General features: G+C 55.4%; 23 protein-coding genes. 2 read left to right on the plus strand and 21 right to left on the minus strand.

Translation table 11 applies throughout. The features are described from left to right. Positions 1 to 15: 15 nt before the first annotated feature. From cydB to sdhC, 10 genes are all read right to left on the minus strand, one after another. The gene (gene cydB, locus EE896_RS13785) at positions 16 to 1,155 is read right to left on the minus strand and encodes a cytochrome d ubiquinol oxidase subunit II (RefSeq protein WP_140915972.1); all 1,140 of its coding nucleotides are present in this window, start codon (positions 1,153 to 1,155) and stop codon (positions 16 to 18) included. An 11-nt stretch (positions 1,156 to 1,166) separates the two neighbouring features. Continuing rightward, a complete protein-coding gene (gene cydA, locus EE896_RS13790; RefSeq protein WP_008925025.1) occupies positions 1,167 to 2,738 on the minus strand; it encodes a cytochrome ubiquinol oxidase subunit I in 1,572 nt (523 codons plus the stop codon). Between the two features lie 573 nt (positions 2,739 to 3,311). Continuing rightward, positions 3,312 to 4,187 (minus strand): succinate--CoA ligase subunit alpha, encoded by an 876-nt coding sequence (sucD, locus tag EE896_RS13795; protein WP_003853148.1) that lies wholly within the window; start codon positions 4,185 to 4,187, stop codon positions 3,312 to 3,314. Further along, positions 4,187 to 5,353, minus strand: coding sequence for an ADP-forming succinate--CoA ligase subunit beta (gene sucC / locus EE896_RS13800; protein WP_003853151.1), 1,167 nt, complete (start codon positions 5,351 to 5,353; stop codon positions 4,187 to 4,189). The genes sucD and sucC overlap by 1 nt, the downstream gene beginning before the upstream one ends. A gap of 67 nt (positions 5,354 to 5,420) precedes the next feature. Next, the gene (gene odhB / locus EE896_RS13805) at positions 5,421 to 6,644 is read right to left on the minus strand and encodes a 2-oxoglutarate dehydrogenase complex dihydrolipoyllysine-residue succinyltransferase (RefSeq protein WP_003853153.1); all 1,224 of its coding nucleotides are present in this window, start codon (positions 6,642 to 6,644) and stop codon (positions 5,421 to 5,423) included. Positions 6,645 to 6,659: 15 nt separating this feature from the next. After that, positions 6,660 to 9,467, minus strand: a complete 2,808-nt coding sequence (gene sucA, locus EE896_RS13810; protein WP_003853155.1) for a 2-oxoglutarate dehydrogenase E1 component — start codon at positions 9,465 to 9,467, stop codon at positions 6,660 to 6,662. Between the two features lie 200 nt (positions 9,468 to 9,667). Then, the gene (locus EE896_RS13815) at positions 9,668 to 10,384 is read right to left on the minus strand and encodes a succinate dehydrogenase iron-sulfur subunit (RefSeq protein WP_003853156.1); all 717 of its coding nucleotides are present in this window, start codon (positions 10,382 to 10,384) and stop codon (positions 9,668 to 9,670) included. A 14-nt stretch (positions 10,385 to 10,398) separates the two neighbouring features. Next, positions 10,399 to 12,165 carry a succinate dehydrogenase flavoprotein subunit gene (gene sdhA, locus EE896_RS13820; RefSeq protein ID WP_039659182.1) on the minus strand — a complete coding sequence of 589 codons (1,767 nt, stop codon included), beginning with the start codon at positions 12,163 to 12,165 and terminating at the stop codon, positions 10,399 to 10,401. Further along, complete coding sequence (gene sdhD / locus EE896_RS13825; protein ID WP_008925023.1) at positions 12,166 to 12,513, minus strand: succinate dehydrogenase membrane anchor subunit; 348 nt, start codon at positions 12,511 to 12,513, stop codon at positions 12,166 to 12,168. It abuts the gene before it with no gap. After that, a complete protein-coding gene (gene sdhC / locus EE896_RS13830; RefSeq protein WP_033742984.1) occupies positions 12,507 to 12,896 on the minus strand; it encodes a succinate dehydrogenase cytochrome b556 subunit in 390 nt (129 codons plus the stop codon). Before sdhC ends, sdhD begins: the two co-directional genes overlap by 7 nt. Positions 12,897 to 13,529: 633 nt before the next feature. On the opposite strand from sdhC, the gene EE896_RS13835 reads away from it, so the two are divergent. Beyond that, positions 13,530 to 14,813: a citrate synthase gene (locus tag EE896_RS13835; protein WP_140915973.1), complete on the plus strand. Its 1,284-nt coding sequence runs from the start codon at positions 13,530 to 13,532 to the stop codon at positions 14,811 to 14,813. A 347-nt stretch (positions 14,814 to 15,160) separates the two neighbouring features. Here the strand turns inward: EE896_RS13835 and nei are convergent, their stop codons facing one another. The 11 genes from nei to EE896_RS13890 form a co-directional block, all read right to left on the minus strand. Beyond that, positions 15,161 to 15,949, minus strand: a complete 789-nt coding sequence (gene nei / locus EE896_RS13840; RefSeq protein WP_105099405.1) for an endonuclease VIII — start codon at positions 15,947 to 15,949, stop codon at positions 15,161 to 15,163. Positions 15,950 to 15,960: 11 nt separating this feature from the next. Further along, a complete protein-coding gene (gene pcp / locus EE896_RS13845; RefSeq protein ID WP_140915974.1) occupies positions 15,961 to 16,608 on the minus strand; it encodes a pyroglutamyl-peptidase I in 648 nt (215 codons plus the stop codon). Positions 16,609 to 16,614: 6 nt separating this feature from the next. Next, a complete protein-coding gene (locus EE896_RS13850; protein ID WP_033762882.1) occupies positions 16,615 to 17,631 on the minus strand; it encodes a DUF979 domain-containing protein in 1,017 nt (338 codons plus the stop codon). Beyond that, positions 17,631 to 18,359, minus strand: coding sequence for a DUF969 domain-containing protein (locus tag EE896_RS13855; RefSeq protein WP_008925018.1), 729 nt, complete (start codon positions 18,357 to 18,359; stop codon positions 17,631 to 17,633). The genes EE896_RS13850 and EE896_RS13855 overlap by 1 nt, the downstream gene beginning before the upstream one ends. Positions 18,360 to 18,411: 52 nt before the next feature. Further along, the gene (gene pxpA / locus EE896_RS13860) at positions 18,412 to 19,149 is read right to left on the minus strand and encodes a 5-oxoprolinase subunit PxpA (RefSeq protein WP_008925017.1); all 738 of its coding nucleotides are present in this window, start codon (positions 19,147 to 19,149) and stop codon (positions 18,412 to 18,414) included. Beyond that, on the minus strand, positions 19,139 to 20,068 hold the full coding sequence (pxpC, locus tag EE896_RS13865) for a 5-oxoprolinase subunit PxpC (protein WP_140915975.1): 930 nt from the start codon (positions 20,066 to 20,068) through the stop codon (positions 19,139 to 19,141). Before pxpC ends, pxpA begins: the two co-directional genes overlap by 11 nt. Then, positions 20,062 to 20,718, minus strand: a complete 657-nt coding sequence (gene pxpB, locus EE896_RS13870; RefSeq protein WP_105099408.1) for a 5-oxoprolinase subunit PxpB — start codon at positions 20,716 to 20,718, stop codon at positions 20,062 to 20,064. Before pxpB ends, pxpC begins: the two co-directional genes overlap by 7 nt. A 160-nt stretch (positions 20,719 to 20,878) precedes the next feature. Next, the gene (locus EE896_RS13875; RefSeq protein ID WP_140915976.1) at positions 20,879 to 21,622 is read right to left on the minus strand and encodes a type 2 GTP cyclohydrolase I; all 744 of its coding nucleotides are present in this window, start codon (positions 21,620 to 21,622) and stop codon (positions 20,879 to 20,881) included. Between the two features lie 18 nt (positions 21,623 to 21,640). Continuing rightward, complete coding sequence (phrB, locus tag EE896_RS13880; RefSeq protein ID WP_008925013.1) at positions 21,641 to 23,065, minus strand: deoxyribodipyrimidine photo-lyase; 1,425 nt, start codon at positions 23,063 to 23,065, stop codon at positions 21,641 to 21,643. 12 nt (positions 23,066 to 23,077) lie between these two features. After that, the gene (locus EE896_RS13885; protein WP_008925012.1) at positions 23,078 to 24,034 is read right to left on the minus strand and encodes a YbgA family protein; all 957 of its coding nucleotides are present in this window, start codon (positions 24,032 to 24,034) and stop codon (positions 23,078 to 23,080) included. A 154-nt stretch (positions 24,035 to 24,188) separates the two neighbouring features. Further along, the gene (locus tag EE896_RS13890) at positions 24,189 to 24,389 is read right to left on the minus strand and encodes a YbfA family protein (protein WP_003853189.1); all 201 of its coding nucleotides are present in this window, start codon (positions 24,387 to 24,389) and stop codon (positions 24,189 to 24,191) included. A 256-nt stretch (positions 24,390 to 24,645) separates the two neighbouring features. Between EE896_RS13890 and kdpE the strand changes: the two genes are divergently transcribed. Beyond that, entirely contained in the window at positions 24,646 to 25,320 is a 675-nt protein-coding gene (gene kdpE, locus EE896_RS13895; protein ID WP_003853190.1) for a two-component system response regulator KdpE, read from the plus strand. The last annotated feature ends 39 nt before the right edge of the window (positions 25,321 to 25,359 follow it).

Raw genomic sequence — 25,359 nt, forward strand, 5'->3', positions numbered from 1 at the left:
GCGACTTCTCCTTAATTAATAGAGTGAGTGACTGTTGCTTTCAATATGCTCTTTGGTAATACGACCAAACATCTTCCAGTAACACCAGGTGGTGTAAATCAGAATGATTGGAACAAAGATAGCGGCGGCAACGGTCATCGTTTGCAGCGTCAGCAGGCTGGACGTTGCATCCCACATCGTCAGGCTGGTACCCGGCACGGTGCTGGATGGCATGATGAACGGGAACATCGCAATGCCGGCGGTCATGATGACGCAGGCCAGCGTCAGTGAAGAGAACAGGAATGCCCAGGCGCCCTTCTCAACCCTCGAGCAAAGTATGGTCAGCAGCGGCAACACCACGCCCAGCAGCGGGAACAGCCACAGCACAGGATGGTTCTGGAAGTTGACCATCCAGGCACCTACCTCACGCACTACCGTTTTACCCAGTGGGTTAGAGGCAGCAAAGTGATCCATCGTGCTGGTCACCACATAGCCATCAATACCATATTTCACCCAGACACCGGCCAGGATGAAGCAGACCATCATCACCAGGGCGGCAAGTTGTGCTGCGGTGCGTGAACGCAGATGCAGTTCGCCCGTGGTGCGCATCTGCAGATAGGTTGCGCCCTGTGCCAGAATCATCGCTACGCTGACCACACCAGCCAGCAGGCCAAACGGATTCAGCAGCTGGAAGAAGTTGCCGGTGTAGAACAGACGCAGATACTCATCGGCATGGAACGGCACGCCCTGTAACAGGTTGCCAAACGCCACGCCAATGACCAGCGGCGGCACGAAGCTGCCGATGAAGATGCCCCAGTCCCAGGCACCGCGCCAGCGGTTGTCTTCAATCTTCGAGCGGTAATCGAAGCCAACCGGACGGAAGAACAGCGAGGCGAGCACCAGAATCATGGCCACGTAGAAGCCAGAAAAGGCCGCCGCATAGACCATCGGCCAGGCGGCAAACAGTGCGCCACCGGCAGTGATAAGCCAGACCTGGTTGCCGTCCCAGTGCGGGGCGATACTGTTAATCATAATGCGACGCTCAGTATCGGTGCGACCCAGAATGCGCGTCAGCATGCCGACGCCCATATCAAAACCATCTGCGACAGCAAAGCCGATTAGCAGCACGCCAATCAACAGCCACCAGACAAAGCGCAGAACTTCATAATCAAACATGGTCGCTCTCCTTATCCCCGAACCGGCTGCGTGGTTGCCGTGATCTGCTCATGATGATAACGCCCGGTTTTCAGGCTGCTCGGCCCAAGGCGGGCGAATTTGAACATCAGGTACATCTCAGCCACCAGGAACAGCGTGTAGAGTCCGCAAATCAGGATCATCGAGAACAACAGATCGCCTACAGTCAGAGAAGAGTTCGCCACCGCAGTCGGCAGAACTTCACCGATAGCCCAGGGCTGACGACCATATTCCGCGACGAACCAGCCGGATTCGATTGCGATCCACGGCAGCGGGATACCAAACAGCGCCGCTTTCAGTAACCAGCGATTTTTACCGATGCGGTTACGCAACACGCTCCAGAACGCCAGCGCGATAATGCCCAGCAGCAGAACACCACACAGCACCATGATACGGAAGGCGAAATAAAGCGGGGCAACACGCGGGATAGAGTCCTGCGTCGCCTGTTTGATCTGCGCTTCTGTCGCATCCGCCACGTTATCGGTATAGCGTTTCAGCAGCAGACCGTAACCGAGATCCTGTTTGTGACTGTTGAACGCGTCCCGTACCGCCTGATCCTGACTGCCACCGCGCAGTTCGTTCAGCAAGGCGTAGGCTTTCATGCCGTTGCGGATGCGTACTTCATGCTGTGCCATTAACTCTTTCAGGCCCGTCACCGGCGTATCCGTGGATCGGGTGGCAATCAGGCCCAGCAGCCAGGGAATCTGAATGGCGTACCGGTTCTCCTGAGTGGCCTGATCGGGCAAGCCAAACAGGGTAAAGGACGCCGGCGCCGGCTGGGTTTCCCACTCCGCTTCAATCGCGGCCAGCTTGGTTTTCTGCACATCACCCATTTCATAACCAGACTCATCACCCAGCACGATCACTGACAGCACCGCCGCCATGCCAAAGCTGGCCGCGATAGCGAACGAGCGTTTAGCAAAGGCGAAGTCGCGGCCTTTCAGCATGTACCAGGCACTGATGCCCATGATAAACATCGCGCCTGTGGTGTAACCGGCCGCGACGGTGTGAACGAATTTCACCTGTGCCACCGGGTTCAGCACCAGCTCTGAGAAGCTGACCATCTCCATGCGCATGGTTTCAAAGTTGAACTCTGAAGCGATAGGGTTCTGCATCCAGCCGTTGGCGACCAGAATCCACAACGCAGACATATTCGAGCCCAGGGCGACCAGCCAGGTCACCGCCATGTGCTGCACTTTACCCAGCCGATCCCAGCCAAAAAAGAACAGCCCGACAAAGGTCGATTCCAGGAAGAACGCCATCAGACCTTCAATGGCGAGCGGCGCGCCGAAGATATCGCCGACGTAGTGAGAGTAATATGACCAGTTTGTCCCGAACTGAAATTCCATGGTCAGTCCGGTAGCGACGCCCAGCGCAAAGTTAATACCAAATAACTTGCCCCAGAACTTCGTCATATCTTTATAAATTTGTTTACCGCTCAGGACATAGACCGTTTCCATGATCGCCAGCAGAAACGCCATACCCAGCGTTAAAGGGACGAACAGAAAATGGTACATCGCCGTTAAGGCAAACTGTAACCGCGACAGCTCGACGATATCTAACATAAGGACTCCTTGCTCCTCGCTTTGTCTCCGTCACGCGCGCGATCAGATCGAACGTAATCGGAGTCAGGAACGACTGTTTATTGATTCCAGTTTTTTATTACCAGCAGAACAGGTCTGTGAGCTGCCCGAAAAGGCGAGTAACGAATGAAGCAGCTCTGAAAAATGTCAATCAGCGCTTTATTAACGGCTGCTTTAACAGGAGAAAAGTGGGTGTCATCCCGGGTTGAGCAGACGTATGAAAATTTGTGTAAAAGGCTGGATTGATGCAGCGCAATTTACGCCCTTAGCGTTGCGCTTTGCCAGAGATATAGTTGGATATAAAACGTGATTTATTGATCTGGATTAACGTAATAAGTTTCCAGATAGAGCTGGGTCAGTTTCCTGTTAAAAAATTGTCATTAATGAAATAAGACGTGAAGAAATAGTTTACCTTTGCCACTTTTTCTTAACGTGATAAACGGTGAGCAGGTTATTTAACAGCGTATTCTTCGCTTTCACTGCCAGCATTATGCCCGTTGATAACGGACATAAAAAAAGCCACCCGAAGGTGGCTTAGTTTCAGATGACGCTGACTTATTTGGCCGGTAATACGGCTTTAACTGCATCACCGATATCAGCCAGGCTGCGAACGGTTTTCACGCCTGCCGCTTCCAGCGCAGCAAATTTCTCATCTGCTGTGCCTTTACCACCGGCAATGATGGCGCCTGCATGGCCCATACGCTTGCCTTTTGGCGCGGTTACGCCAGCAATATAGCCCACAACCGGTTTGGTCACGTGCTCTTTAATGAAGGCTGCGGCTTCTTCTTCAGCGCTACCGCCGATTTCACCGATCATCACGATAACTTCAGTCTGTGGATCATCCTGGAACATTTTCAGAATGTCGATGAAGTTAGAGCCTGGGATCGGGTCACCGCCGATGCCGACGCAGGTTGACTGGCCGTAGCCGATGTCAGTGGTCTGCTTAACCGCTTCATAGGTCAGCGTACCTGAACGCGATACGATACCAACGCGGCCCGGCTGGTGAATGTGGCCCGGCATGATGCCGATCTTACATTCGCCAGGGGTGATAACACCCGGGCAGTTTGGACCGATCATCCGCACGCCTGCTTCATCCAGCTTCACTTTCACGGTCAGCATATCCAGGGTCGGAATACCTTCGGTGATGGTGATGATCAGTTTGATGCCCGCTTCGATCGCTTCCAGGATGCCATCTTTACAGAATGGTGCGGGGACATAGATCACGGTGGCAGTTGCGCCCGTCGCTTCTACGGCTTCGCGCACGGTATTGAACACCGGCAGGCCGAGGTGAGTCGTGCCGCCTTTGCCTGGCGTCACGCCGCCAACCAGTTGGGTGCCGTAAGCCAGCGCCTGCTCAGAATGGAAAGTCCCCTGGCCACCGGTGAAACCCTGGCAAATGACTTTGGTGTTTTTGTCGATCAGAATGGACATTATTTACCCTCCGCGGCAGCAACAACACGCTGTGCGGCGTCTGTCAGGCTGGTTGCTGCAATGATGTTCAGACCGCTGTCCGCCAGTTTCTGGGCGCCCAGCTCGGCATTGTTACCTTCCAGACGTACCACTACTGGCACGTTCACACCCACTTCAGCCACTGCGCCGATGATGCCGTCGGCAATCAGGTCACAGCGTACGATACCGCCGAAGATGTTAACGAAAACGGCTTTAACCGCATCGTCAGACAGGATGATTTTGAAGGCTTCGGTTACGCGCTCTTTGGTCGCGCCGCCGCCGACATCAAGGAAGTTGGCTGGCTGACCGCCATGGTGCTTAACGATGTCCATGGTACCCATCGCCAGACCTGCGCCGTTAACCATACAACCGATGTTGCCTTCCAGCGCAACATAGTTCAGTTCCCACTGTGTCGCATGTGCTTCACGTGGATCTTCCTGGCTTGGGTCGCGCATTTCACGCAGTTCTGGCTGACGGAACAGGGCATTGCCATCGGCACCCAGTTTACCGTCCAGGCAGATCAGGTCGCCCTGCTTGGTAATCACCAGCGGGTTGATCTCAACCATCGCCAGATCGCGCTCCAGGAACAGTGTCGCCAGACCCATGAAGATCTTGGTGAACTGACCAACCAGCTTGCCAGTCAGGCCAAGTTTGAATGCCAGCTCACGGCCCTGGTAAGGCTGCGGACCGGTCAGCGGATCCAGCGCCATTTTATGGATCAGGTGCGGGGTCTCTTCCGCCACTTTTTCAATTTCCACGCCGCCTTCAGTCGACGCCATGAAAATGACGCGACGCGTTGCGCGATCGACCACAGCGCCCAGATAGAGCTCCTGGTCGATATCGGTCGCTGCTTCAACCAGAATCTGGTTTACCGGCTGGCCGTTTGCATCAGTTTGATAGGTCACCAGGCGTTTGCCCAGCCAGTTTTCAGCAAAGGCGCGAATCTCTTCTTTGCTGTTAACTACTTTCACACCGCCCGCTTTACCGCGGCCACCGGCATGAACCTGACATTTAACTACCCACGGGCCTGCGCCAATTTTAGAGGCAGCTTCTTCCGCTTCACGTGGTGTAGTACAGGCGTAACCCGTTGGTGCAGGCATGCCATACCGTGCAAACAGTTGTTTCGCCTGGTATTCGTGTAAGTTCATGATGTTCTATCCATTCAGGTCTGAAAAGAGTATTGAGGTTGGGCGCGCCAGGCGCGCCCGGTGAAAATCAGACATCCAGCAGCAGGCGCGCCGGATCTTCCAGCATCTCTTTCACTGCAACCAGATAACCAACTGATTCACGGCCATCGATCAGACGGTGGTCGTAGGAGAGCGCCAGATACATCATTGGCAGCACTACAACCTGACCATTGACCGCCATCGGGCGATCCTTGATGGCGTGCATGCCCAGGATGGCGCTCTGCGGTGGGTTGATGATCGGGGTAGACATCAGTGAACCAAAGACGCCGCCGTTGGTAATGGTGAAGTTACCGCCGGTCAGATCTTCCACTGTCAGCTTGCCGTCACGGCCTTTCACTGCCAGCTCTTTGATTTTCTTCTCGATGTCCGCCATGCTCAGCGCATCAACGTCACGCAGGACTGGCGTAACCAGACCACGTGGTGTAGAGACCGCAATGCTGACGTCGAAGTAGTTGTGGTAAACCACATCTTCTCCATCGATAGAAGCGTTCACTTCCGGATAGCGTTTCAGCGCTTCAACAACCGCTTTGATGTAGAAGGACATAAAGCCCAGACGCACACCGTGACGCTTCTCGAACGCCTCACCATACTGCTTGCGCAGATCCATGATGGGCTTCATGTTGATTTCGTTGAAGGTGGTCAGCATCGCGGTGCTGTTCTTCGCTTCCAGCAGACGCTCAGCAACGCGCTTACGCAGACGCGTCATCGGCACGCGTTTTTCGCTGCGGTTAGCCACTGGCTGCTGCGCGGTAGCCGCATCAGCAGCAGGTGCTGCCGCTTTAGCAGCCTGCGGCTTGTTGGCCAGGTGTTTTTCAACATCTTCACGGGTCAGACGTCCGCCAACACCGCTGCCTTTAATCTGAGAGGCGTCGAGATTGTGCTCTGCAATCAGGCGGCGGATAGCCGGGCTGAGCGCATCGTTGCTCTCTTCTTCCAGTGACGCAGTCTGACGCTGAGCCGGGGTAGACTCTTTGCTTTCAGACTTCGCGCTGCTCTCTTTACCGGCGCTATTGCCCTCTTTCAGACGACCCAGGATCTGGCGGGAGGTAACAGTGGCACCCTCATCTTCCAGAACGGCTTCCAGGATACCGTCAGCAGAGGCTGGTACTTCCAGCACCACTTTATCGGTTTCGATTTCGACCAGCACTTCATCGCGAGTGACTGCATCGCCTGGTTTTTTGTGCCAGGTTGCCACTGAGGCATCGGCAACCGATTCAGGCAGGTCGGGAACGAGAATATCTACGCTACTCATTATCTTTCCTTTTAATTAATTAACGTTCAGCGCGTCATTAACCAGGTCTTGCTGCTGTTGTTGGTGTACGGACATGTAACCCACGGCCGGTGAGGCGGAGGCCGGGCGGCCTGCATAACGTAAAGTGGCACCAAATGGCACAACTTCACGGAAATGATGCTGGCTGCAGTACCAGGCGCCCTGATTCAGTGGCTCTTCCTGACACCAGACAAAATCCTGTACGTGAGAATACGCTTTCAATGCTTCCTGAACCGCTTGATGCGGGAACGGATAAAGCTGTTCGATGCGCACGATAGCCACATCGGTCTGCTCATTTTTACGACGCTGCTCAAGCAGGTCGTAATACACTTTACCGGAGCACAGTACGACGCGTTTAACGCCCTGCGGATCCAGATCATCGACTTCACCAATCGCAGGCTGGAAGCTGCCATTCGCCAGTTCATCCAGCGTGGAAATAGCCAGCGGATGGCGCAGCAGAGATTTTGGTGACATCACAATCAGTGGACGACGCATACCGCGCAGCGCCTGACGACGCAGCATATGGTAAACCTGTGCGGGTGTAGACGGCACGCAAACCTGCATGTTCTGCTCAGCGCAAAGTTGCAGATAACGCTCCAGACGCGCAGAGGAGTGCTCCGGGCCCTGACCTTCATAACCGTGCGGCAGCAGCATCACCAGGCCACACATACGGCCCCATTTCTGCTCACCGGAACTGATGAACTGGTCAATAACAACCTGTGCACCGTTGGCGAAGTCACCAAACTGCGCTTCCCAGATGGTCAGGATGCGCGGCTCTGCGGTGGCGTAGCCATATTCAAAGGCCAGTACCGCCTCTTCTGACAGCACGGAGTCCCACACTTTGAACTGACCCTGACCACTGTGCACATGATGCAGAGGGGTATAGGTTGAGCCGTTCGCCTGGTTATGAACCACCGCATGACGGTGGAAGAAAGTACCGCGACCGGTATCTTCGCCCGACAGGCGAACCGGAATACCTTCATCAACCAGCGTGGCGTAGGCAAGGTTTTCCGCGCCGCCCCAGTCGAAGGCCTTTTCGCCTTCAGCCATCAGACGACGGTCGTTATAAATCTTGGCAACACGCGACTGCACTTCCACCTCTTCAGGCACCTGGCTGATACGCAGCGCCAGTTCCTTCAGACGTTTCATGTCGACCTGCGCCGGATAAGGCTCATCCCACTCATGATTCAGGTAAGGTGACCAGGTAAAGGAGTGGAGACTCATTGGACGCCATTCCGGCACCACGCACTCGCCCGCATCCAGCGCGTCACGGTAGAGATTGACCATTTCGGTCGCATCTTCCTGCGTGGCAACGGCTTCACCTTCCAGACGGTCGGCGTAGATTTTGCGCGGCGTCGGGTGTTTTTTGATTTTCTGATACATCAGCGGCTGGGTCGCACTTGGCTCATCCGCCTCGTTGTGACCATGACGGCGATAGCAGACCAGATCGATAAACACATCACGCTTAAAGGTGTTGCGGTAATCGAGCGCCAGACGGGTTACAAACGCGACCGCTTCCGGATCGTCAGCATTGACATGGAAAATCGGTGCCAGCACCATTTTGCCGATGTCGGTGCAGTAAGGGGTTGAGCGCGCATCTTTCGGGTTGGACGTTGTAAAGCCAACCTGGTTGTTGATAACGATGCGAACCGTACCACCCACTTCATAACCGCGCGCCTGTGACATGTTCAGGGTTTCCTGAACCACGCCCTGACCAATCACGGCCGCATCACCATGAATGGTGATCGGTAAAACTTTATTGCTGGCTGGCTCATCCAGACGATCCAGACGGGCACGCACAGAACCCATAACCACCGGGCTGACGATCTCCAGGTGTGACGGGTTAAACGCCAGCGCCAGGTGAACCAGGCCGCCTTCGGTTTCCACGTCAGAGGAGAAGCCCATGTGGTACTTCACGTCACCGGTGCCCAGATGTTCTTTATGCTTACCGGCGAACTCGTCGAACAGATCCTGCGGCTTTTTGCCCAGCACGTTGATCAGCACGTTGAGACGACCACGGTGCGCCATACCCAGTACCACTTCACGGGTACCGCTCTTGCCAGCGTGACGAATCATTTCGCGCAGCATCGGAACCAGCGCATCGCCGCCTTCCAGCGAGAAGCGTTTGGCACCCGGGAATTTCGCCCCAAGGTATTTTTCCAGCCCTTCTGCCGCAGTCAGCTCTTTCAGGAAACCTTTTTTCTCTTCGTTGCTGAACGCTGCACGGCCCGCAACCGACTCAAGACGCTGCTGGATCCAGCGTTTTTCATCGGTGTTGTTGATGTGCATATATTCTGCACCAATCGAGCCGCAGTAAGTCTGCGTCAGCGCCTGGAAGAGATCGGCCAGCTTCATGGTGTCTTTGCCAATGGCAAATGAACCTACGTTAAAGCTTTCCTGAAAATCGGCCTCGGTCAGGTCGTGAAAAGCGGGATCGAGATCGGCGACACGGTCCTGTTTCCACAGGCCGAGCGGATCAAGATTGGCATGCTGATGACCGCGGAAACGAAACGCGTTAATTAGCTGCAGCACTTTCACTTGCTTGGAGTTGGTTTCCGGATCGGAGACAGATGAGGTGTAACGAGATGCATCTTTCGCCAGGCGACGGAAGTACTCACGTGTGGTGGAGTGAAACTGCTCAGGTTTCATTCCGGTGCCCGGTAACTGCTGGAACATCGAGCGCCACACTGCATCGACAGAGTCAGGATCGGTCAGGAAATCCTCATAGAGCTGCTCTATGTAAGACTGATTCGCGCCGGCCAGCCAGGAAGAGTCCAGCCAGGGCTTCATCGCGCTGTTCTGCATTGTGATCCCTTAAGCATTGCTATGCTTTTTTGAGGTTTCATTTGTTGCCGCTTTCGCGGTTTGCCGTAGTGAGTTCAGCGATACGAGCACTTTGCGCAGCGCGCGTGGCCCGTAAGGGAACCTTTGTAAACGTGGTAGTCACCGCGCTTACAGAGGCTTCCGTAAAACACCGGGAACCTGAGGTTCCCGGCGGAGATAACTTATGCGCCGCGCTGCAGCAGCATCGACTTGATATGGCCGATGGCGCGCGTCGGGTTAAGCCCTTTCGGACAGACACTCACACAGTTCATGATGCTGTGGCAGCGGAATACGCTGAAAGCATCATTCAGATTGTCGAGACGCGCTTCGGTTTCCGTGTCGCGGCTGTCAATCAGGAAGCGGTATGCTGCCAGCAGGCCAGCAGGACCGATGAACTTCTCAGGGTTCCACCAGAAAGATGGGCATGAGGTTGAGCAGCAGGCACAGAGAATACATTCATACAAACCATCCAGGTGTTCGCGCTCATCCGGTGACTGCAGATGCTCACGTGCTGGCGGGTTCTCGCCATCATTCAGCAGGAAAGGCTTAATTTTCTCATACTGTGCATAAAACTGGCTCATGTCTACGACAAGGTCACGCACTACCGGTAAACCTGGCAGCGGACGGATAACAATTTTCTGTTTGCCGTTGCCCAATGCCGAGACGGGCGTAATACAGGCCAGTCCGTTTTTACCGTTCATGTTGAGGCCATCAGAGCCGCAGACGCCTTCGCGGCAGGAGCGACGAAACGCCAGCGTTGGATCTTTCTCTTTCAGGCGAATCAGCGCATCCAGTAGCATCATGTCGCGACCGTCTTCCGACTCCAGGGTGTAATCCTGCATGCGCGGCTTGTCATCGACGTCCGGATTGTAGCGATAAATTGAAAACTCAAGTCTCATGATCGTCTCCGAAATTAGTAGGTACGCACTTTCGGCGGGAACGCCGCGCGCAGTTTCGGCTGCATGTTCACCTCACGGCGCGTCATGCTTTCGGTTTCCGGGACATAAAGACTGTGGCACAGCCAGTTTTCATCATCACGATCCGGGAAGTCGAAGCGACTGTGTGCACCGCGGCTCTCGGTGCGATAGTTAGCCGCTACCGCCGTGGCAAAAGCCGTCTCCATCAGGTTATCCAGCTCCAGGCACTCAATACGCTGCGTATTGAAATCTGGTGAGCGGTCATCCAGACGCGCTGACTTCAGACGCTCGCGAATCTCTTTCAGCTCTTCCAGACCCTGCGCCATTGCGTCACCTTCGCGGAATACAGAGAAGTTGTTCTGCATGCAGCGTTGCAGCGCTTTACGAATCTCAACCGGATCTTCGCCGGTGGTGTTGTTTTCCCAGCGATTGAAGCGCGCCATCGCCACGGCGATCTCATCTTCAGAAGCATCGCGCAGGTCGCCCTGCTCTTTGATACTCTCCAGCAGATGCAGACCGGCTGCACGGCCAAAGACCACCAGGTCGAGCAGTGAGTTACCGCCCAGACGGTTGGCACCATGGACGGATACGCAGGCAATTTCACCGACAGCGAACAGGCCTGGAATCACCACATCTTCGCCCTGCTCATTCACGCGCAGTGCCTGACCGGTCACTTTGGTCGGAATACCGCCCATCATGTAGTGGCAGGTTGGAATAACCGGAATCGGCTCTTTAATCGGGTCAGCATGGGCAAAGGTACGAGACAGCTCAAGGATGCCTGGCAGACGTGACTCAAGCACCTCTTTACCGAGGTGATCCAGTTTCAGCTTCAGATGCGGACCCCACGGGCCATCACAGCCGCGACCTTCACGAATTTCAATCATCATTGAGCGCGCAACCACGTCGCGGCCCGCCAGATCTTTGGCATTTGGCGCATAACGCTCCATGAAGCGTTCGCCATGTTTGTTAAGCAGATAGCCGCCTTCACCACGACAGCCCTCTGTGACCAGCACGCCCGCACCGGCGATACCGGTTGGGTGGAACTGCCACATCTCCATATCCTGCACCGGCACGCCCGCACGCAGTGCCATACCGACGCCGTCACCGGTGTTGATATGCGCATTGGTGGTGGACTGGTAAATACGGCCTGCACCGCCGGTTGCCAGAATGGTCGCTTTCGCTTTGAAATAAACGGTTTCGCCGGTTTCGATGCAGATTGCGGTACATCCGACGACTGCGCCATCGGCATTTTTCACCAGATCCAGTGCATACCACTCAGAGAAGATGGTGGTTTTGTTTTTCAGGTTCTGCTGATAAAGCGTGTGCAGCAACGCATGACCAGTACGGTCAGCTGCGGCCGCGGTACGTGCCGCCTGCTCGCCACCGAAATTCTTCGACTGACCACCAAACGGACGCTGATAAACACGACCATCTTCCAGACGCGAGAAAGGCAGGCCCATGTGCTCCAGTTCCAGAATCGCTTCCGGGCCGGTTTTGCACATATATTCAATCGCGTCCTGGTCACCGATATAGTCGGACCCTTTGACGGTGTCGTACATATGCCATTCCCAGTTATCTTCATGGGTATTACCCAGCGCAACGGTAATACCGCCCTGCGCAGATACTGTGTGGGAACGGGTCGGGAAAACTTTAGATAACAGAGCGCAGGTCTGGCCGCCCTGGGAGATTTGCAGTGCGGCCCGCATTCCTGCGCCACCTGCGCCGATTACCACGGCATCGAACTCTCTGATTGGCAAACTCATTTACACACCCCACACCACAACAAAGCCATAAATCGCATACCACAACAGCGCCACGACAATCACAAACTGCAACAGCAAGCGAACCGGCAGCGATTTGACGTAGTCTGTTAACACCTGCCACATCCCGATCCAGCCGTGGACCAGAATGGAGAACAGCGTCAGCAGCGTGAACACTTTGGTGAATGCGGACGCGAAGAAGCCACGCCACAGGTCATAGGTCAGCGTGTCTGTCATCACAACAAAACCGAGGATGTAGACGATGTAGAGCGTAATGAGGATTGCCGTTGCCCGCAGCAGCAGCCAGTCCTGAATGCCGTTGCGACCCAACGCGGATGCATTGCTTACCATACGAGGACTCCCGCCAGAATTGCCAGCACGACAGTGATCACAAAAGTCATATGAGCGGAACGCTTACCTGATTCCAGCGTTTCGGCCAGATAACCAAAATCCATCAACATATGACGAATCCCGCTCACCGCGTGATAGGCCAGCGCCGTTAAAATGCCCCACATGATGAACTTCGCGAAGAAGCCGTCCATGATGGATGCAGCGTGCTGGAAACCTTCAGGAGAAGAGAGAGAGAGACCGAGTAGCCACAGCAGGATGCCAATAGCAACCAATGTGATTACGCCGGAGACGCGGTGAAGAATGGACGTTATTGCAGTAACGGGAAACCGGATCGTCGAGAGATCCAAGTTGACAGGTCTTTGTTTTTTCACGGTTTTGCCCACACAGCTCTTTTTTATTTTGCTTCCTCCGGACCTGAGGCGGAGTCTAATCACAACGCGTGGCAGACTTTAACCGTCACCAATAAAGCAACATCCAGTGTTAATTGACGCGGTAGTAAACGCTGGGTGGCTCCTGGTGTCAGGGTGTTCCGGAGACCTGCCTGGAGTATAGGAGGATCACATTCTGATTACAATTCCCCTACAAACTCTTTGGTATATTTTAGGTAGAACAGTGATCATACTCACGATTTTCACAATTGATACAATTTTAATTATCTGATTTGACAATAGTTCAACAATTCAGTTACAAACTAAGCCTATAAATTCCTATGATGCACAAAAGTTATGGGGATACACTTTCCCCTAAGCGCAAGTTATGTAACATTGCGATAATGAGCTTTAAAAAGCATCAGGTTATTGGTTACCAAGAAGTTATGTCCTGACCGGATCTTTAACAACCGCGATATGCAGCATGTCCATGGCTCACCGGTTCCCGCTGGGAACGCGCCGCTCACTCTGTACCCTGCACCCGCTTTATCCCCGCAGAGTGATACTGTGTAGTTTTGCCAACCGCAACATGAACGCGTTTCAGGTGTCTAAAGATCCTTACCTACATAAGGCGCTATGGAGACGAAAATGACAGATAAAAAATTAACGCTAACCCTGCAAGATGGAACATCTATTGAACTGGACGTGCTGAAAGGTACGCTGGGCCAGGATGTGGTTGATGTCCGCGCTCTGGGTTCAAGTGGCCTGTTCACCTTCGATCCCGGTTTTACGTCTACTGCGTCCTGCGAATCTGCCATCACCTTTATTGATGGTGATGAAGGTATCCTGCTGCACCGTGGTTTCCCTATTTCTGAGCTGGCGACCCACTCTAACTACCTGGAAGTCTGCTACATTCTGCTGAATGGCGAAGCACCGAACCAGAAACAGTTTGATGAGTTCCGCACCACTGTTACCCGCCACACCATGATTCATGAGCAGATTACCCGCCTGTTCCACGGCTTCCGTCGTGACTCACATCCGATGGCGGTAATGTGCGGTGTTACGGGTGCTCTGGCTGCGTTTTACCACGATTCGCTGGATGTAAACATTGAGCGCCACCGCGAAATCGCGGCATTCCGTCTGCTTTCCAAAATGCCGACCATGGCAGCAATGTGTTACAAATATTCTATCGGCCAGCCATTTGTTTATCCTCGCAACGACCTCTCCTATGCCGGTAACTTCCTGCACATGATGTTTGCTACCCCATGCGAAGAGTACAAAGTGAATCCGGTCCTGGAACGCGCGATGGACCGCATTTTGATCCTGCATGCTGACCATGAGCAGAACGCCTCTACGTCGACCGTACGTACCGCCGGTTCAAGCGGCGCGAACCCGTTTGCCTGTATCGCCGCCGGGATCGCCTCTCTGTGGGGGCCGGCGCACGGCGGTGCCAACGAAGCGACCCTGCGTATGCTGGAAGAGATCAGCACCGTCGAGCACATCCCGGAATTTGTTAAGCGCGCCAAAGACAAAAATGACTCATTCCGTCTGATGGGCTTTGGTCACCGCGTGTATAAAAACTACGATCCACGCGCAACCGTGATGCGAGATACCTGCCATGAAGTGCTGAATGAGCTGGGTATGAAGGATGACCTGCTGGAAGTGGCGATGGAGCTGGAACACATTGCGCTGAACGACCCGTACTTTATCGAGCGTAAACTCTATCCAAACGTGGACTTCTACTCCGGTATCATTCTGAAAGCGATGGGTATTCCATCCTCCATGTTTACGGTGATCTTCGCGATGGCCCGTACTGTTGGCTGGATTGCACACTGGAAAGAGATGCACGACGAAGGCATGAAGATTGCCCGTCCGCGTCAGCTCTACACCGGTTATACCGAGCGCGAATTCAGTTCACAGCTGAAGAAGTAAGATTCGGAGGGCGGAGATTTCTCCGCTTGATGTTGCTTAAAAACCGGGGGCGGTTGGCTGTGATACCGCGCCTGCGCAGAGAACATGGTCAGATCGGAAAGACGCAAAAGCCGTCATCCATGACACGCTCGGCCCGCGCGATTACGCACCTCATCCGAGAGGTGCGCCCGTTTCCGGGCCAACGCTTTGCGTTGTTCAAAAACGCTCCCGGCGTTTTTGTCCATGGCGCGGGACGCTTTCCTCCTCTGACCGTGTTCCCTGCGCGTTAAGCTATTTTATTGCTATAAGATTCACACGGGCCTGGCTCTGTCAGCCGTAAGAGCATTTTACCCTTTTGACTTTACTGTCTATCTCTGACACCCCGGACACCAGTAAAACGGCCGTGATGACAGCGTGCCCTTCTCAATCGCCGTGCCACAGCGCCGGCATTCTTTGCCCTGCCGATGAAACACCTCAAACTGAAACGCCGCTTCCTCATGATATTTCTTCATGGTCCCTCGCATCCGATAGGCATGACGCGGCACTGACAGCAGCGCCTCGCTGAAAGCAGTCAGCTGATCGTCACTGAGATCCTGCGCCCGATGATTTGGCAGCAACTGCGCCAGCCAGAGAATCTCGGCACGCAGATAGTTTCCCAGCCCGGCCAGAAAAGCCTGATCCAGCAGCAGACCACTGAACTGACGCCGCCGAAAACGGGGTGACAGCAGCCGCTCTCGCACCTCTTCAACCGTCAGCGCGCTGTTCAGCACATCCGGTCCGATGCGGGTCAGAAACGGATGTGCCGCCAGCGTATCAGCGTTAAGCAGTTCAATATCTGACGCGCTGTAAAGCAGAATCGCTTTACCCTTTGTAGCAAGCCGCACCCGCAACTGACGCGTGGTATTGAGTTCGGTATCGGGTTTCACAATACGCCAGACACCATAAAGCTGATTATGACTGTAGAGCGTCAGACCATTGCTGAAATGAGTCAGCAGCGCTTTACCCCGCGTCTCAATCGCCTGCACCTGCTCACCAATCAGTGAAGGTTCATAGGTCTTGAGCTGAGGAAACGCAAACCACGCTTCCGTTAAGGGCTGACCCACAATGGCGGCTTCAAGCTTATCCGCCACGCGGCGAATTTCCGGTCCTTCTGGCATCGTTCTTCCTCTTAATGGGTGGCGCCGCCAGCCTGTTTAATATCTTCGCCGGTCTCCAGCGTCACCTTCACCGCAATCTCCAGCGCCTGAATAATGGTCGCGACCGCCATGCTCGGCGCACCAGGATGTTGCGCTGCCTGTTCAGGCAGGTAAGGAATATGAATAAAGCCACCCCGCGCCGGACTCCCCTGCTGCTCAAGCCAGTGCAGCAGACCATACATCACCCGATTGCAGGTAAAGGTCCCGGCGGTCTGTGAGACCGACGCGGGGATCCCCGCGTCGCGCACTGCCGCCACAATCGCTTTGATGGGCAGACGGGAAAAATAGGCTGCCGGGCCGCCTGCCACAATCGGTTCGTCTACAGGCCGCTGGCCGGCGTTGTCCGGGATGCGGGCGTCATCGACATTGATACCGATACGTTCCACGGTAATGTCGCTGCGACCGCCCGCCTGCCCGACTGACACTACCGCGTCCGGTTTAACCTCTTCCAGTGCCTGATTCAGCACATTAAGTACCTCACTGAATACCACCGGCAGCTGTCGGATGACGATCGTCGCTCCGCCAATCTTTTTGCCTTCCAGCGCGCGCACCGCTTCCCAGGAGGGATTAATCGTTTCACCGCCAAAGGGTTCAAAAGCGGTCATCAGGACAGTTTTCATGCAGCCTCACAGAAACATCAGGAAATAGAGCAGGAAAATGTTAACGATTAACAGTAGCACACCGGTTGGAATCTGAGCCTTAATGACCGCGTTACGATCGGGCAGCTCCAGCAGCGCCGCCGGAACAATATTGAAGTTGGCCGCCATCGGCGTCATCAGCGTGCCGCAGTAACCGGAGAACATACCAATCGCCGCCATTACCGCCGGATTTCCGCCGTGCTGCAGCACCAGAATCGGAATGCCAACGCCTGCAGTAATAATCGGAAATGCCGCAAACGCGTTACCCATGACCATGGTTAACAGGGCCATCCCGACGGCATAGACGGTGACGGCGATAAAGCGGTTATCCACCGCCAGCCAGGTTTCAGTCAGATGCGAAATAGCACTGCCTACGCCCGCGGCGGTAAACAGCAGTCCCAGGGTGGCGAGAATCTGTGGCAGGATAAACGCCCAGCCAATTGAATCCAGCAGGCGACGGGTCTCCTGCATCGACTGTACCGGTTTTTCATGGGTCAGTTTTAACGCCACCAGCCAGCCAATCACACAGCCGGCCATCATTGAAAACAATGTCACCAGCGTGGCGTGATTACCGGGACCGAACACCGCATCCTGCAACCCCGGAATATTGTTGAACGCCAGCACACCGACAACGGTCACAACCGGAATCGCCAGTGCAGGCAGAAACAGCTTATTCCGCAGACGCTGTGCGCTTGCCTGTTTCTCTTCATTAGTGCGCTGATGATAACGACCCAGCCGGACACCCCCTAAACCCGCAATCAGCGCCATGATCACCACAATGACACCGATGGTGATGTGCAGCATTCGGGTGCCCGCCGCGTCCGAGCCCATCAGGCTGCTCATCAGCGCCGTCGTCCAGTCACCGACCAGAAAAACCAGGCCATATAAGGCCCAGAAGAGCCCGGTGGTAAAGCGACGCGGATTAGCGCGGTCACGCCATGAGAGGATAGCCACCACCAGCAGGATAATGCCCGCCAGCCACATCAGATATTGTTGCTGAAACATTACTGGCCTCCTTTGGCTTTCAGCGCCTGGCTGTTGAGCTGCTGCAGCTCACGTGCCAGCTGACGATCCAGACGAACCAGACGCGCTGAATGGATCAGGAACGCAGCAACGGCAGTTGGAATGCCCCATAAGGCGATGTGCAGCGGCTCAGTCTGAATCCCGGCCGACGCCTGCATAAAGTTGTGCATAAAGATAATCGCGCCAAATGCCACGAAGATATCTTCACCAAAGAACAGGCCGACGTTATCGGTCGCCGCTGACATGGCGCGCAGCTTATGGCGCAGTTCAGGCGAGATCTCGCCATAGCGATTTTCTGTGGCGCCCTCCGCCATCGGTGCCAGTAACGGACGCACCATCTGCGGATGTCCGCCAAGACTGGTTAACCCCAGTGCCGCAGTAATTTCACGCACAAACAGGTAGACGATCAGCAGCCGTCCGGCGGTGGCGGTTTTAATCTGAGCAATCCACGCCTGCGCCCTTTCTTTTAGCCCGTGACGTTCCAGCAGGCCAATGACCGCCAGTGGCAGCAGCAGAATCAGCGGCAGGTTCCGGGTGTTAAGAAACCCTGCGCCGAGTTTTTCCAGAATGTCCGCCAGCGGCATCATCGCAGCCAGACCGGTGACAAATCCGGCGACAATCACCACCAGCACCGGATTAAAACGTAATACGAAGCCGACGATGATCGCGGCAATGCCCAGTAGTGGCCAGAGATTCACTGCAGTTTCCATGGATTTTCCCCGAGTTAAAAAACCCGGCATAAGCCGGGCTAAGTGTGATTATTCAGGCGCTGGTGACACGAATCTGCTGGTCGGCAAACGCATCACGTAACCGCTGTGCAAACTGCAGGGCATGCTCGCCGTCGCCATGTAAGCAGACAGTCTGCGCGTTCACCGCCACCCATTCTCCGGTGATACTTTTCACTTTGCCCTGCCGTACCATTGTCAGTGTCTGATCGATAGCCTGCTGTTCATTCTCAATCAGCGCGCCCGGCTGGTTGCGCGGCACCAGCGCACCGCTGCTGAGATAGCCACGGTCAGCAAACACCTCTTCCCGCGTGTGTAAACCGTAATGCGCCGCAGCACGGATCGATTCGCTATTCGCCAGCCCGACCACAATCAGCTGGCTGTCCACCGCCCTGATGGCGCGGGCAATGGCATCAGCCAGCACCGGGTCAGATGCAGCCTGGTTATAGAGCATGCCGTGTGGCTTAACATGCACCAGGCGCGCGCCCTCACTTTCTGCCAGACTTTTCAGCGCGCCAATCTGATAGATCATCTGGGCATAGACCGTTTCCGGCGGCAACTGCATGGCGCTGCGGCCAAAGTTCTCGCGATCGGGAAAGGCGGGATGCGCCCCGATGGCGACGCCGGATGCCTTTGCCCAGCGCACCGACTGCAGCATGGTCTGTGCATCACCGGCGTGAAAGCCACAGGCGATGTTGGCAGAGCTCACCAGTTGCAGCAGCGCTTCATCGCTGGCGCAGCCCTCACCCAGGTCGGCGTTTAAATCAATTTTCATTGAGTCCCCATTTCATCTGGTCCAGAGCGCGTTGCTGATGCTGACGGGCCAGCATCGCTTCCGGCAGGGTGCAGTGAATAAAGTGAATCGGCTCACCCAGACGGATTTGCGCCAGGTGATAAAGATCGGCTTCGATAACAGAAGCGATGCGCGGATAACCACCGGTAGTCTGGGCATCCGCCATCAATACGATGGGCTGTCCGTTCGGCGGCACCTGAATCACACCTGGCATCACGCCGTGTGACAGCAGCTCGCGCGGGCGCTCACGTTTAAGCTCACGTCCTTCCAGCCGGTATCCCATCCGGTTACTTTGCGGGCTGAGTTTCCATGCGGTGCGCCAGAACGCCTGCTGCGCTTCGGGACTGAATTCGTGATACTCCGGACCAGGCAAGGCGCGAATGCGGTTGCCCCACAGCAGTTGTCGTACCCCGACTTTGCGGTCGAACTGACGCGTCGGTTTCCCCAGCGGGACCTGATCGCCATCCTGCAAGGCGCGCCCATGAAATCCGCCAAATTTTGCTTTCAGGTCGGTACTGGCAGAGCCAAGCACCGCGGGGATGTCAAAACCACCCTGCACCGCCAGATAGCTGCGCATACCACGCTGCGGCATCGCCAGCGACAGGACCTGTCCGCGTTTCACTGGCGTGCGCCAGCCCGTCCAGACCGGCTGGCCGTCCAGCTCCGCATGACAGCCTGCACCCGTCAGCGCAAACCAGCCGTCGCGGGTAAACTTTGCTTTGAACTGGCCGAGCACCATCTCCAGCACCGCGCTGTCGGGCGCATTGCCTACCAGTACGTTGGCGGTGAACATGGCGGGATAATCCAGCACACCGCCGGGGCTGATACCGAACTGACGCCAGCCGTATCGACCCGCATCCTGAATAGTGGCCGCCAGCCCGGCCCGCAGAATGTTTAACATACGCCCTCCTGTTGCGGCACAAAGCGCACTCTGTCACCCGGACGGAGCAGCGTGGGCGGTTGCTGCAGCGGATCAAACAGCGCGGTGCGTGTCTGGCCGATCAACTGCCAGCCGCCGGGCGACGCCAGAGGGTAGACGCCGGTCTGGCTGCCACCGATACCCACGGATCCCGCGGGCACGGCCACCCTGGGCTCACTACGACGCGGAATGTGCAGGCGCGGATCCAGTCCGCCCAGATAGGGGAAACCCGGCTGAAAGCCAATAAAAAACACGACGTATTCGCTGCTGCTGTGCAGCTCAACCACCTGATGAGGCGTCAGCGCGGCATGTTCAGCCACCGCCGTCAGGTCGGGACCGGCCTCACCGCCGTAGATCACCGGGATCTCTACCAGACGCGACTCAGGTAATTGCGCTTCACTCTCTTCCCACCATCGCTGAAGTCGCTCAATCGCATCCAGCGCACTCTGCTGGGGATCACGCAAAATCAAGGTGATGTTGTTCATGCCGGGAATGACCTCCAGCACGCTCGCAGAGGACTGCAATCGCTGGTTAAGTCCCCAGATACGTTGCTGACTCTCCAGTGAGACCGGGGGTTCCAGCTCCAGCACGACAGCGCGTTCACCCAATAAATAACACCGTGCTCGTTGCAACAGCTACCTCCCGCTCAGTTGAGATCGCGACCGGCTGACCGTGCCGGATGCCCGAATCAGCCGATGGCTTATCTACATAAAGCAAATAGTTATGCGAAAGTGACAGGGAAGTGTCAATAGATTTAGGTCCTGCGCATGCGCACAGGACCTGGGAAGGGGATCAGGCAGGATTGGGAATATCAATGAAAGTCACATCAAGCTCGTGGTGCTGCGCCAGCCACTCGCCCAGCGCTTTTACGCCGCCGCGCTCGGTAGCGTGATGGCCTGCAGCAAAGAAGTGCAGCCCCTGCTCACGTGCGCTGTGAATGGTCTGTTCAGAGACTTCTCCAGTGATATAAGCATCGACGCCTGCGGCAGCGGCCTGGTCGATAAAGCCCTGGCCACCCCCGCTGCACCAGGCGATACGACGAATCAGCGCGGGCGCGTTGTCGCCGCAATGCAGCGGTTCACGTCCCAGTCGGTCACCGATTCGACGTGCCAGCTGCTCACCGGAGATCGGCTCAGCCAGCTCACCCCAGAACACCAGCGGCATCACTTCACCCTTTATTTCAATATCCAGCAAGTTTGCCAGCTGGGCGTTGTTGCCCAGTTCAGGATGCGCGTCGAGCGGCAGGTGCCAGCCATAGAGATTAATATCATTAGCCAGCAGAGTGCGCAGACGACGACGCTTCATACCTTTAATCGCGGCCGGTTCACTTTTCCAGAAATAGCCATGATGGACAATAATCGCATCGGCCTGACGTGCCACCGCCTCGTCCAGCAGTGCCTGACAGGCCGTCACGCCGGTGATAATCGTTTTGACCTCGCTGCGTCCCTCAACCTGTAAACCGTTGGGGGCGTAGTCACTGAAGCTGTGGCTGTCGAGGTGCTGATTGATCAGCGTCTCTAATTCGTAATGTTTCATTCAGGCTCCTTCGAGGCCTCAGGCAGCGCTTTTGGCGCGCTCAAAGGCATCTAATGTCTTTTTACGGGCGGCCTTATGATCCACGATCGGTGCCGGATAATCGAGTTTCTTGTGATGCTTCTCCGCCCAGACGTGGGGCTGGTGAATGTCGCTGTCAGGGACGTCGGCCAGTTCCGGCAGATAGTGGCGGATAAAATCCCCCTTCTCGTCGAAGCGCTCGCCCTGTGTCGTCGGATTAAAGATGCGAAAATAGGGAGCCGCGTCAGTGCCCGTCGATGCTGCCCACTGCCAGCCGCCGTTGTTCGCGGCCAGATCGCCATCGATCAGTTGCTGCATAAAATAGCGTTCGCCTTCACGCCAGTCGATCAGCAGATCTTTGACCAGAAAACTGGCTGTGATCATTCTTAAGCGATTGTGCATCCAGCCCAGCGCCTTCATCTGACGCATCGCCGCATCGACAATCGGGTAACCCGTTCTACCCGCTTTCCAGGCGTCAAAGTGTGCGTCGTTACGCTGCCATTCAACGTTACGCGTCCAGTCGATAAACGGCTGATGCCGACAAAGCGCCGGGTAGGCAACCAGCAGATGGCGGTAGAACTCACGCCAGATCAGCTCGTTCAGCCAGGTAAATGCGCGGCTGTTGTCCAGTGCATCGGGATGCTCATGCAACACACGATGCAGGCATTGGCGGGGTGACAGCACGCCGGTCGCCAGATAAACCGACAGACGGCTGGTGGCATCCAGCGCCGGCAGGTCACGCTTCGCAGGGTAATCGATTACCGGTTTAGTGGCGAAATGACGTAAACGCTTCAGCGCAGCTGCTTCGCCTGCCGGGAACAGATCTTCATCAAAAGCCTTGGTCGGATAGTCAAAAGCAGGAATCGGGGTGACTTTCAGCGGCGAACCTTCACGCGGTTTCGGCGCTGGCACGCACTCCGGCAGACTCTGTTGCAAACGGCGGACAAACGCTTTGCTAAACGGCGTAAAAACCTTATACATCGAGCGGTCGCCGCTCTGCACGCTGCCGGGCGGCAGCAACAGGCTGTCATCAAAACCCTGACAAATGACGCCCGCATCATCAAGACGCTTTTCAGCCCGGGCATCGCGCTGGCGCTCGTTGACCTCATACTGATAGTTGTAGAAAAGCTGATCGACCTTTTGCTTTTCGCAGAATTCCGCCAGCGCATCAATACTGTCGCTGAAGGCATGACAGGCCTGATAGTGAAGTGGAATGCCCCGCTCAGCCAGGGCGCTCTGGACTTCCAGCAGACTGGCGTGAATAAACGCCGCCTGTTTTGGGGACATGTCATGCTGCTGCCACTGTTCTGGCGTGGAGAGGTAGAGCGCAATCACTTTTGCATCGCTGTCGCGGCAGGCGGCGTGCAGCGCCAGGTTGTCGTTGATGCGTAAATCGTTACGCAACCAGACCAGATGGGTGGTCATACTCCTCCTGAATTATTGTCCGTAGCGTAAGCACAAGGCTTCGGGATAGGGATCAAAATAGCGTTGCTGGGCCAGCCACGGATGCGGGTATTCGGCCATGTAGTGCTTAAGAATGGTGATCGGCACCAGCAAGGGTTGTGTGCCCTGACGATAGCGGTCAATCAGGGTTGCCAGCTCCTGGCGCTGCGGTGAGCTCAGATGGGTGCGGAAGTAGCCCTGCACATGCATCAGTACATTGGTGTGATTGCGACGTGAGGCGGGGCGTGACATCAGTTCCATCATACGATTGCGGTACTCGAAGGCAAAGGCGTCGAGCGACTCCCACTGGCTCATTGAGGCGACAAACGGTCCCAGTTCGCGATACTTCTCCTGCGAATGTGCCAGCATCATCAGTTTGTAGCGGCTGTGAAAGGCGATTAAAGCCTGACGGGTCAGGCCATTTTCCCACATCTGATTGAACTCGTGCAGCGCGCAGATACGACCAATAAAGTTCTCACGCAGAGCGGGATCGTGCAGACGACCATCTTCCTCCAGCGGCAGCCAGGGCATTTCGCGCTGCAGGAATTCAGCAAAAATACCCGTGCCCACTTTGCGGTTGTTATTGTTGTCAGGCTCATAGACCCGCACACGCTCCATGCCGCAGCTGGGGGACTTGGCGCACAGAATATAGCCGCAGAGATGATGCAGCGATTTTACCCGCTCGGCAGACCAGTCACGCATCTGTGTGGTGACCTCTTCTCCACCATCTTTGCTGAAGCAGAGATGCAGCTCATCGTCGCCCTGCTTTACCAGGCGTAATGCCGGGCGCGGCGTTGGCAAACCGATCGCCATTTCCGGACAGATCGGTTCAAAACGCACAAACGGGGTAAGATCGTCGGTCGCAAAAGTAAGACGCTTGTGCCCACCATCAAATCTGACGCGGTCGCCGAGCAGGCATGCACTGATTCCAACGGGGATTTTTTTGCTCATACTTGTACAACCTCAGAAATCTTGTAGAGGTTTAAGTGTAGCGCAAAATGGTCAGGAATAAAGGAGGAAAACGCGGTTCAGATCTGCTTATACTCAGAAAAAACGCAAAAAAAAGCCCGGTCAATTGACCAGGCCTGTTTTGTGGCAGTACGACTTACCAGAACGCGCCGCCACCGGCTTCAGACTGCGCCAGCCAGACCGGCTTTGCGCTGGTCTTGCACCAGACACGGTGCAGGTAACTGTAGAAACGTGCCCGGTCCTGTCGAAACAGCATGACAGGAAGCGCCAGCACGCCGAGAAAAACCACCAGCGTACGACGCGCGATAATTTTGTAACGTGGATAAGCCTGATACATGGTTCTCCTCCCGGTAAGCAAAAGTGTTTGAATGTGATCTGTGTCTGACTTTACGCCAGGTTGTGTAATTTTACTACTCGTCTGACCACTTATTTGCCGCTATTTACACGGTTTAAGAATCAGCCTGTAATTAAGTTACAGATAAGTTATCGTCTGGTTACATGAGGGTTTAAACGCCCGGAAGGTGAAGCTCACGGACGGCAGCCTGTAATATTGATAAAATGGTAGTTCGGCCCCTATCCAAGGCAGGTATTGCGTGACCACGGTTTTGATCGTTGAAGATGAAAAAGAGATCCGTCGCTTTGTCCGGCTGGCGCTGGAAAATGAAGATCTTAAGGTGTTTGATGCCGATACGCTGCAGCGCGGACTGATTGAAGCGGCAACCCGTAAGCCCGATTTAGTGATCCTCGATCTTGGCCTGCCAGATGGGGATGGCACCGATTTTATCCGTGACCTGCGCCAGTGGAGCGCCATCCCGGTAATTGTATTGTCAGCGCGCAGCGATGAGCAGGATAAAATCGCCGCACTGGATGCAGGCGCGGATGACTATCTGACCAAACCTTTTGGTATTGGCGAACTGCTGGCGCGCGTCCGGGTTGCGCTGCGTCGTCATAGTGGCCAGCAACCTGATGCCAGAGTTCACTTTGCCGACGTCAGTGTCGATTTCGCCGCACGGCGGGTGCAGCGCGGCGGCAATGAGATTCACCTCACTCCAATAGAATTTCGTCTGTTGAGTATTCTGCTGAATAACGCCGGAAAGGTGCTGACACAGCGACAGCTGCTGAGCCAGGTGTGGGGACCCAATGCCGTGGAGCACAGCCACTATTTGCGCATCTATATGGGCCATCTGCGCCAGAAGCTGGAAGCGAATCCGACACAACCTGCCCATCTGCTGACCGAAACCGGGATCGGCTACCGTTTTATGCCATAAAAAAAGGCGCCAGAGGCGCCTTAAGCTGTTAACAACGTT

The sequence above is a fragment of the Pantoea eucalypti genome, from assembly GCF_009646115.1.
Classification (GTDB): Bacteria; Pseudomonadota; Gammaproteobacteria; order Enterobacterales; family Enterobacteriaceae; genus Pantoea; species Pantoea eucalypti.

Coding starts and splice junctions, on each gene's coding strand:
- cydB (WP_140915972.1), bottom strand. CDS start 1,155: ATGTTTGATTATGAAGTTCTGCGCTTTGTCTGGTGGCTGTTGATTGGC.
- cydA (WP_008925025.1), bottom strand. CDS start 2,738: ATGTTAGATATCGTCGAGCTGTCGCGGTTACAGTTTGCCTTAACGGCG.
- sucD (WP_003853148.1), bottom strand. CDS start 4,187: ATGTCCATTCTGATCGACAAAAACACCAAAGTCATTTGCCAGGGTTTC.
- sucC (WP_003853151.1), bottom strand. CDS start 5,353: ATGAACTTACACGAATACCAGGCGAAACAACTGTTTGCACGGTATGGC.
- odhB (WP_003853153.1), bottom strand. CDS start 6,644: ATGAGTAGCGTAGATATTCTCGTTCCCGACCTGCCTGAATCGGTTGCC.
- sucA (WP_003853155.1), bottom strand. CDS start 9,467: ATGCAGAACAGCGCGATGAAGCCCTGGCTGGACTCTTCCTGGCTGGCC.
- EE896_RS13815 (WP_003853156.1), bottom strand. CDS start 10,384: ATGAGACTTGAGTTTTCAATTTATCGCTACAATCCGGACGTCGATGAC.
- sdhA (WP_039659182.1), bottom strand. CDS start 12,165: ATGAGTTTGCCAATCAGAGAGTTCGATGCCGTGGTAATCGGCGCAGGT.
- sdhD (WP_008925023.1), bottom strand. CDS start 12,513: ATGGTAAGCAATGCATCCGCGTTGGGTCGCAACGGCATTCAGGACTGG.
- EE896_RS13835 (WP_140915973.1), top strand. CDS start 13,530: ATGACAGATAAAAAATTAACGCTAACCCTGCAAGATGGAACATCTATT.
- nei (WP_105099405.1), bottom strand. CDS start 15,949: ATGCCAGAAGGACCGGAAATTCGCCGCGTGGCGGATAAGCTTGAAGCC.
- pcp (WP_140915974.1), bottom strand. CDS start 16,608: ATGAAAACTGTCCTGATGACCGCTTTTGAACCCTTTGGCGGTGAAACG.
- EE896_RS13850 (WP_033762882.1), bottom strand. CDS start 17,631: ATGTTTCAGCAACAATATCTGATGTGGCTGGCGGGCATTATCCTGCTG.
- EE896_RS13855 (WP_008925018.1), bottom strand. CDS start 18,359: ATGGAAACTGCAGTGAATCTCTGGCCACTACTGGGCATTGCCGCGATC.
- pxpA (WP_008925017.1), bottom strand. CDS start 19,149: ATGAAAATTGATTTAAACGCCGACCTGGGTGAGGGCTGCGCCAGCGAT.
- pxpC (WP_140915975.1), bottom strand. CDS start 20,068: ATGTTAAACATTCTGCGGGCCGGGCTGGCGGCCACTATTCAGGATGCG.
- EE896_RS13875 (WP_140915976.1), bottom strand. CDS start 21,622: ATGAAACATTACGAATTAGAGACGCTGATCAATCAGCACCTCGACAGC.
- phrB (WP_008925013.1), bottom strand. CDS start 23,065: ATGACCACCCATCTGGTCTGGTTGCGTAACGATTTACGCATCAACGAC.
- EE896_RS13885 (WP_008925012.1), bottom strand. CDS start 24,034: ATGAGCAAAAAAATCCCCGTTGGAATCAGTGCATGCCTGCTCGGCGAC.
- EE896_RS13890 (WP_003853189.1), bottom strand. CDS start 24,389: ATGTATCAGGCTTATCCACGTTACAAAATTATCGCGCGTCGTACGCTG.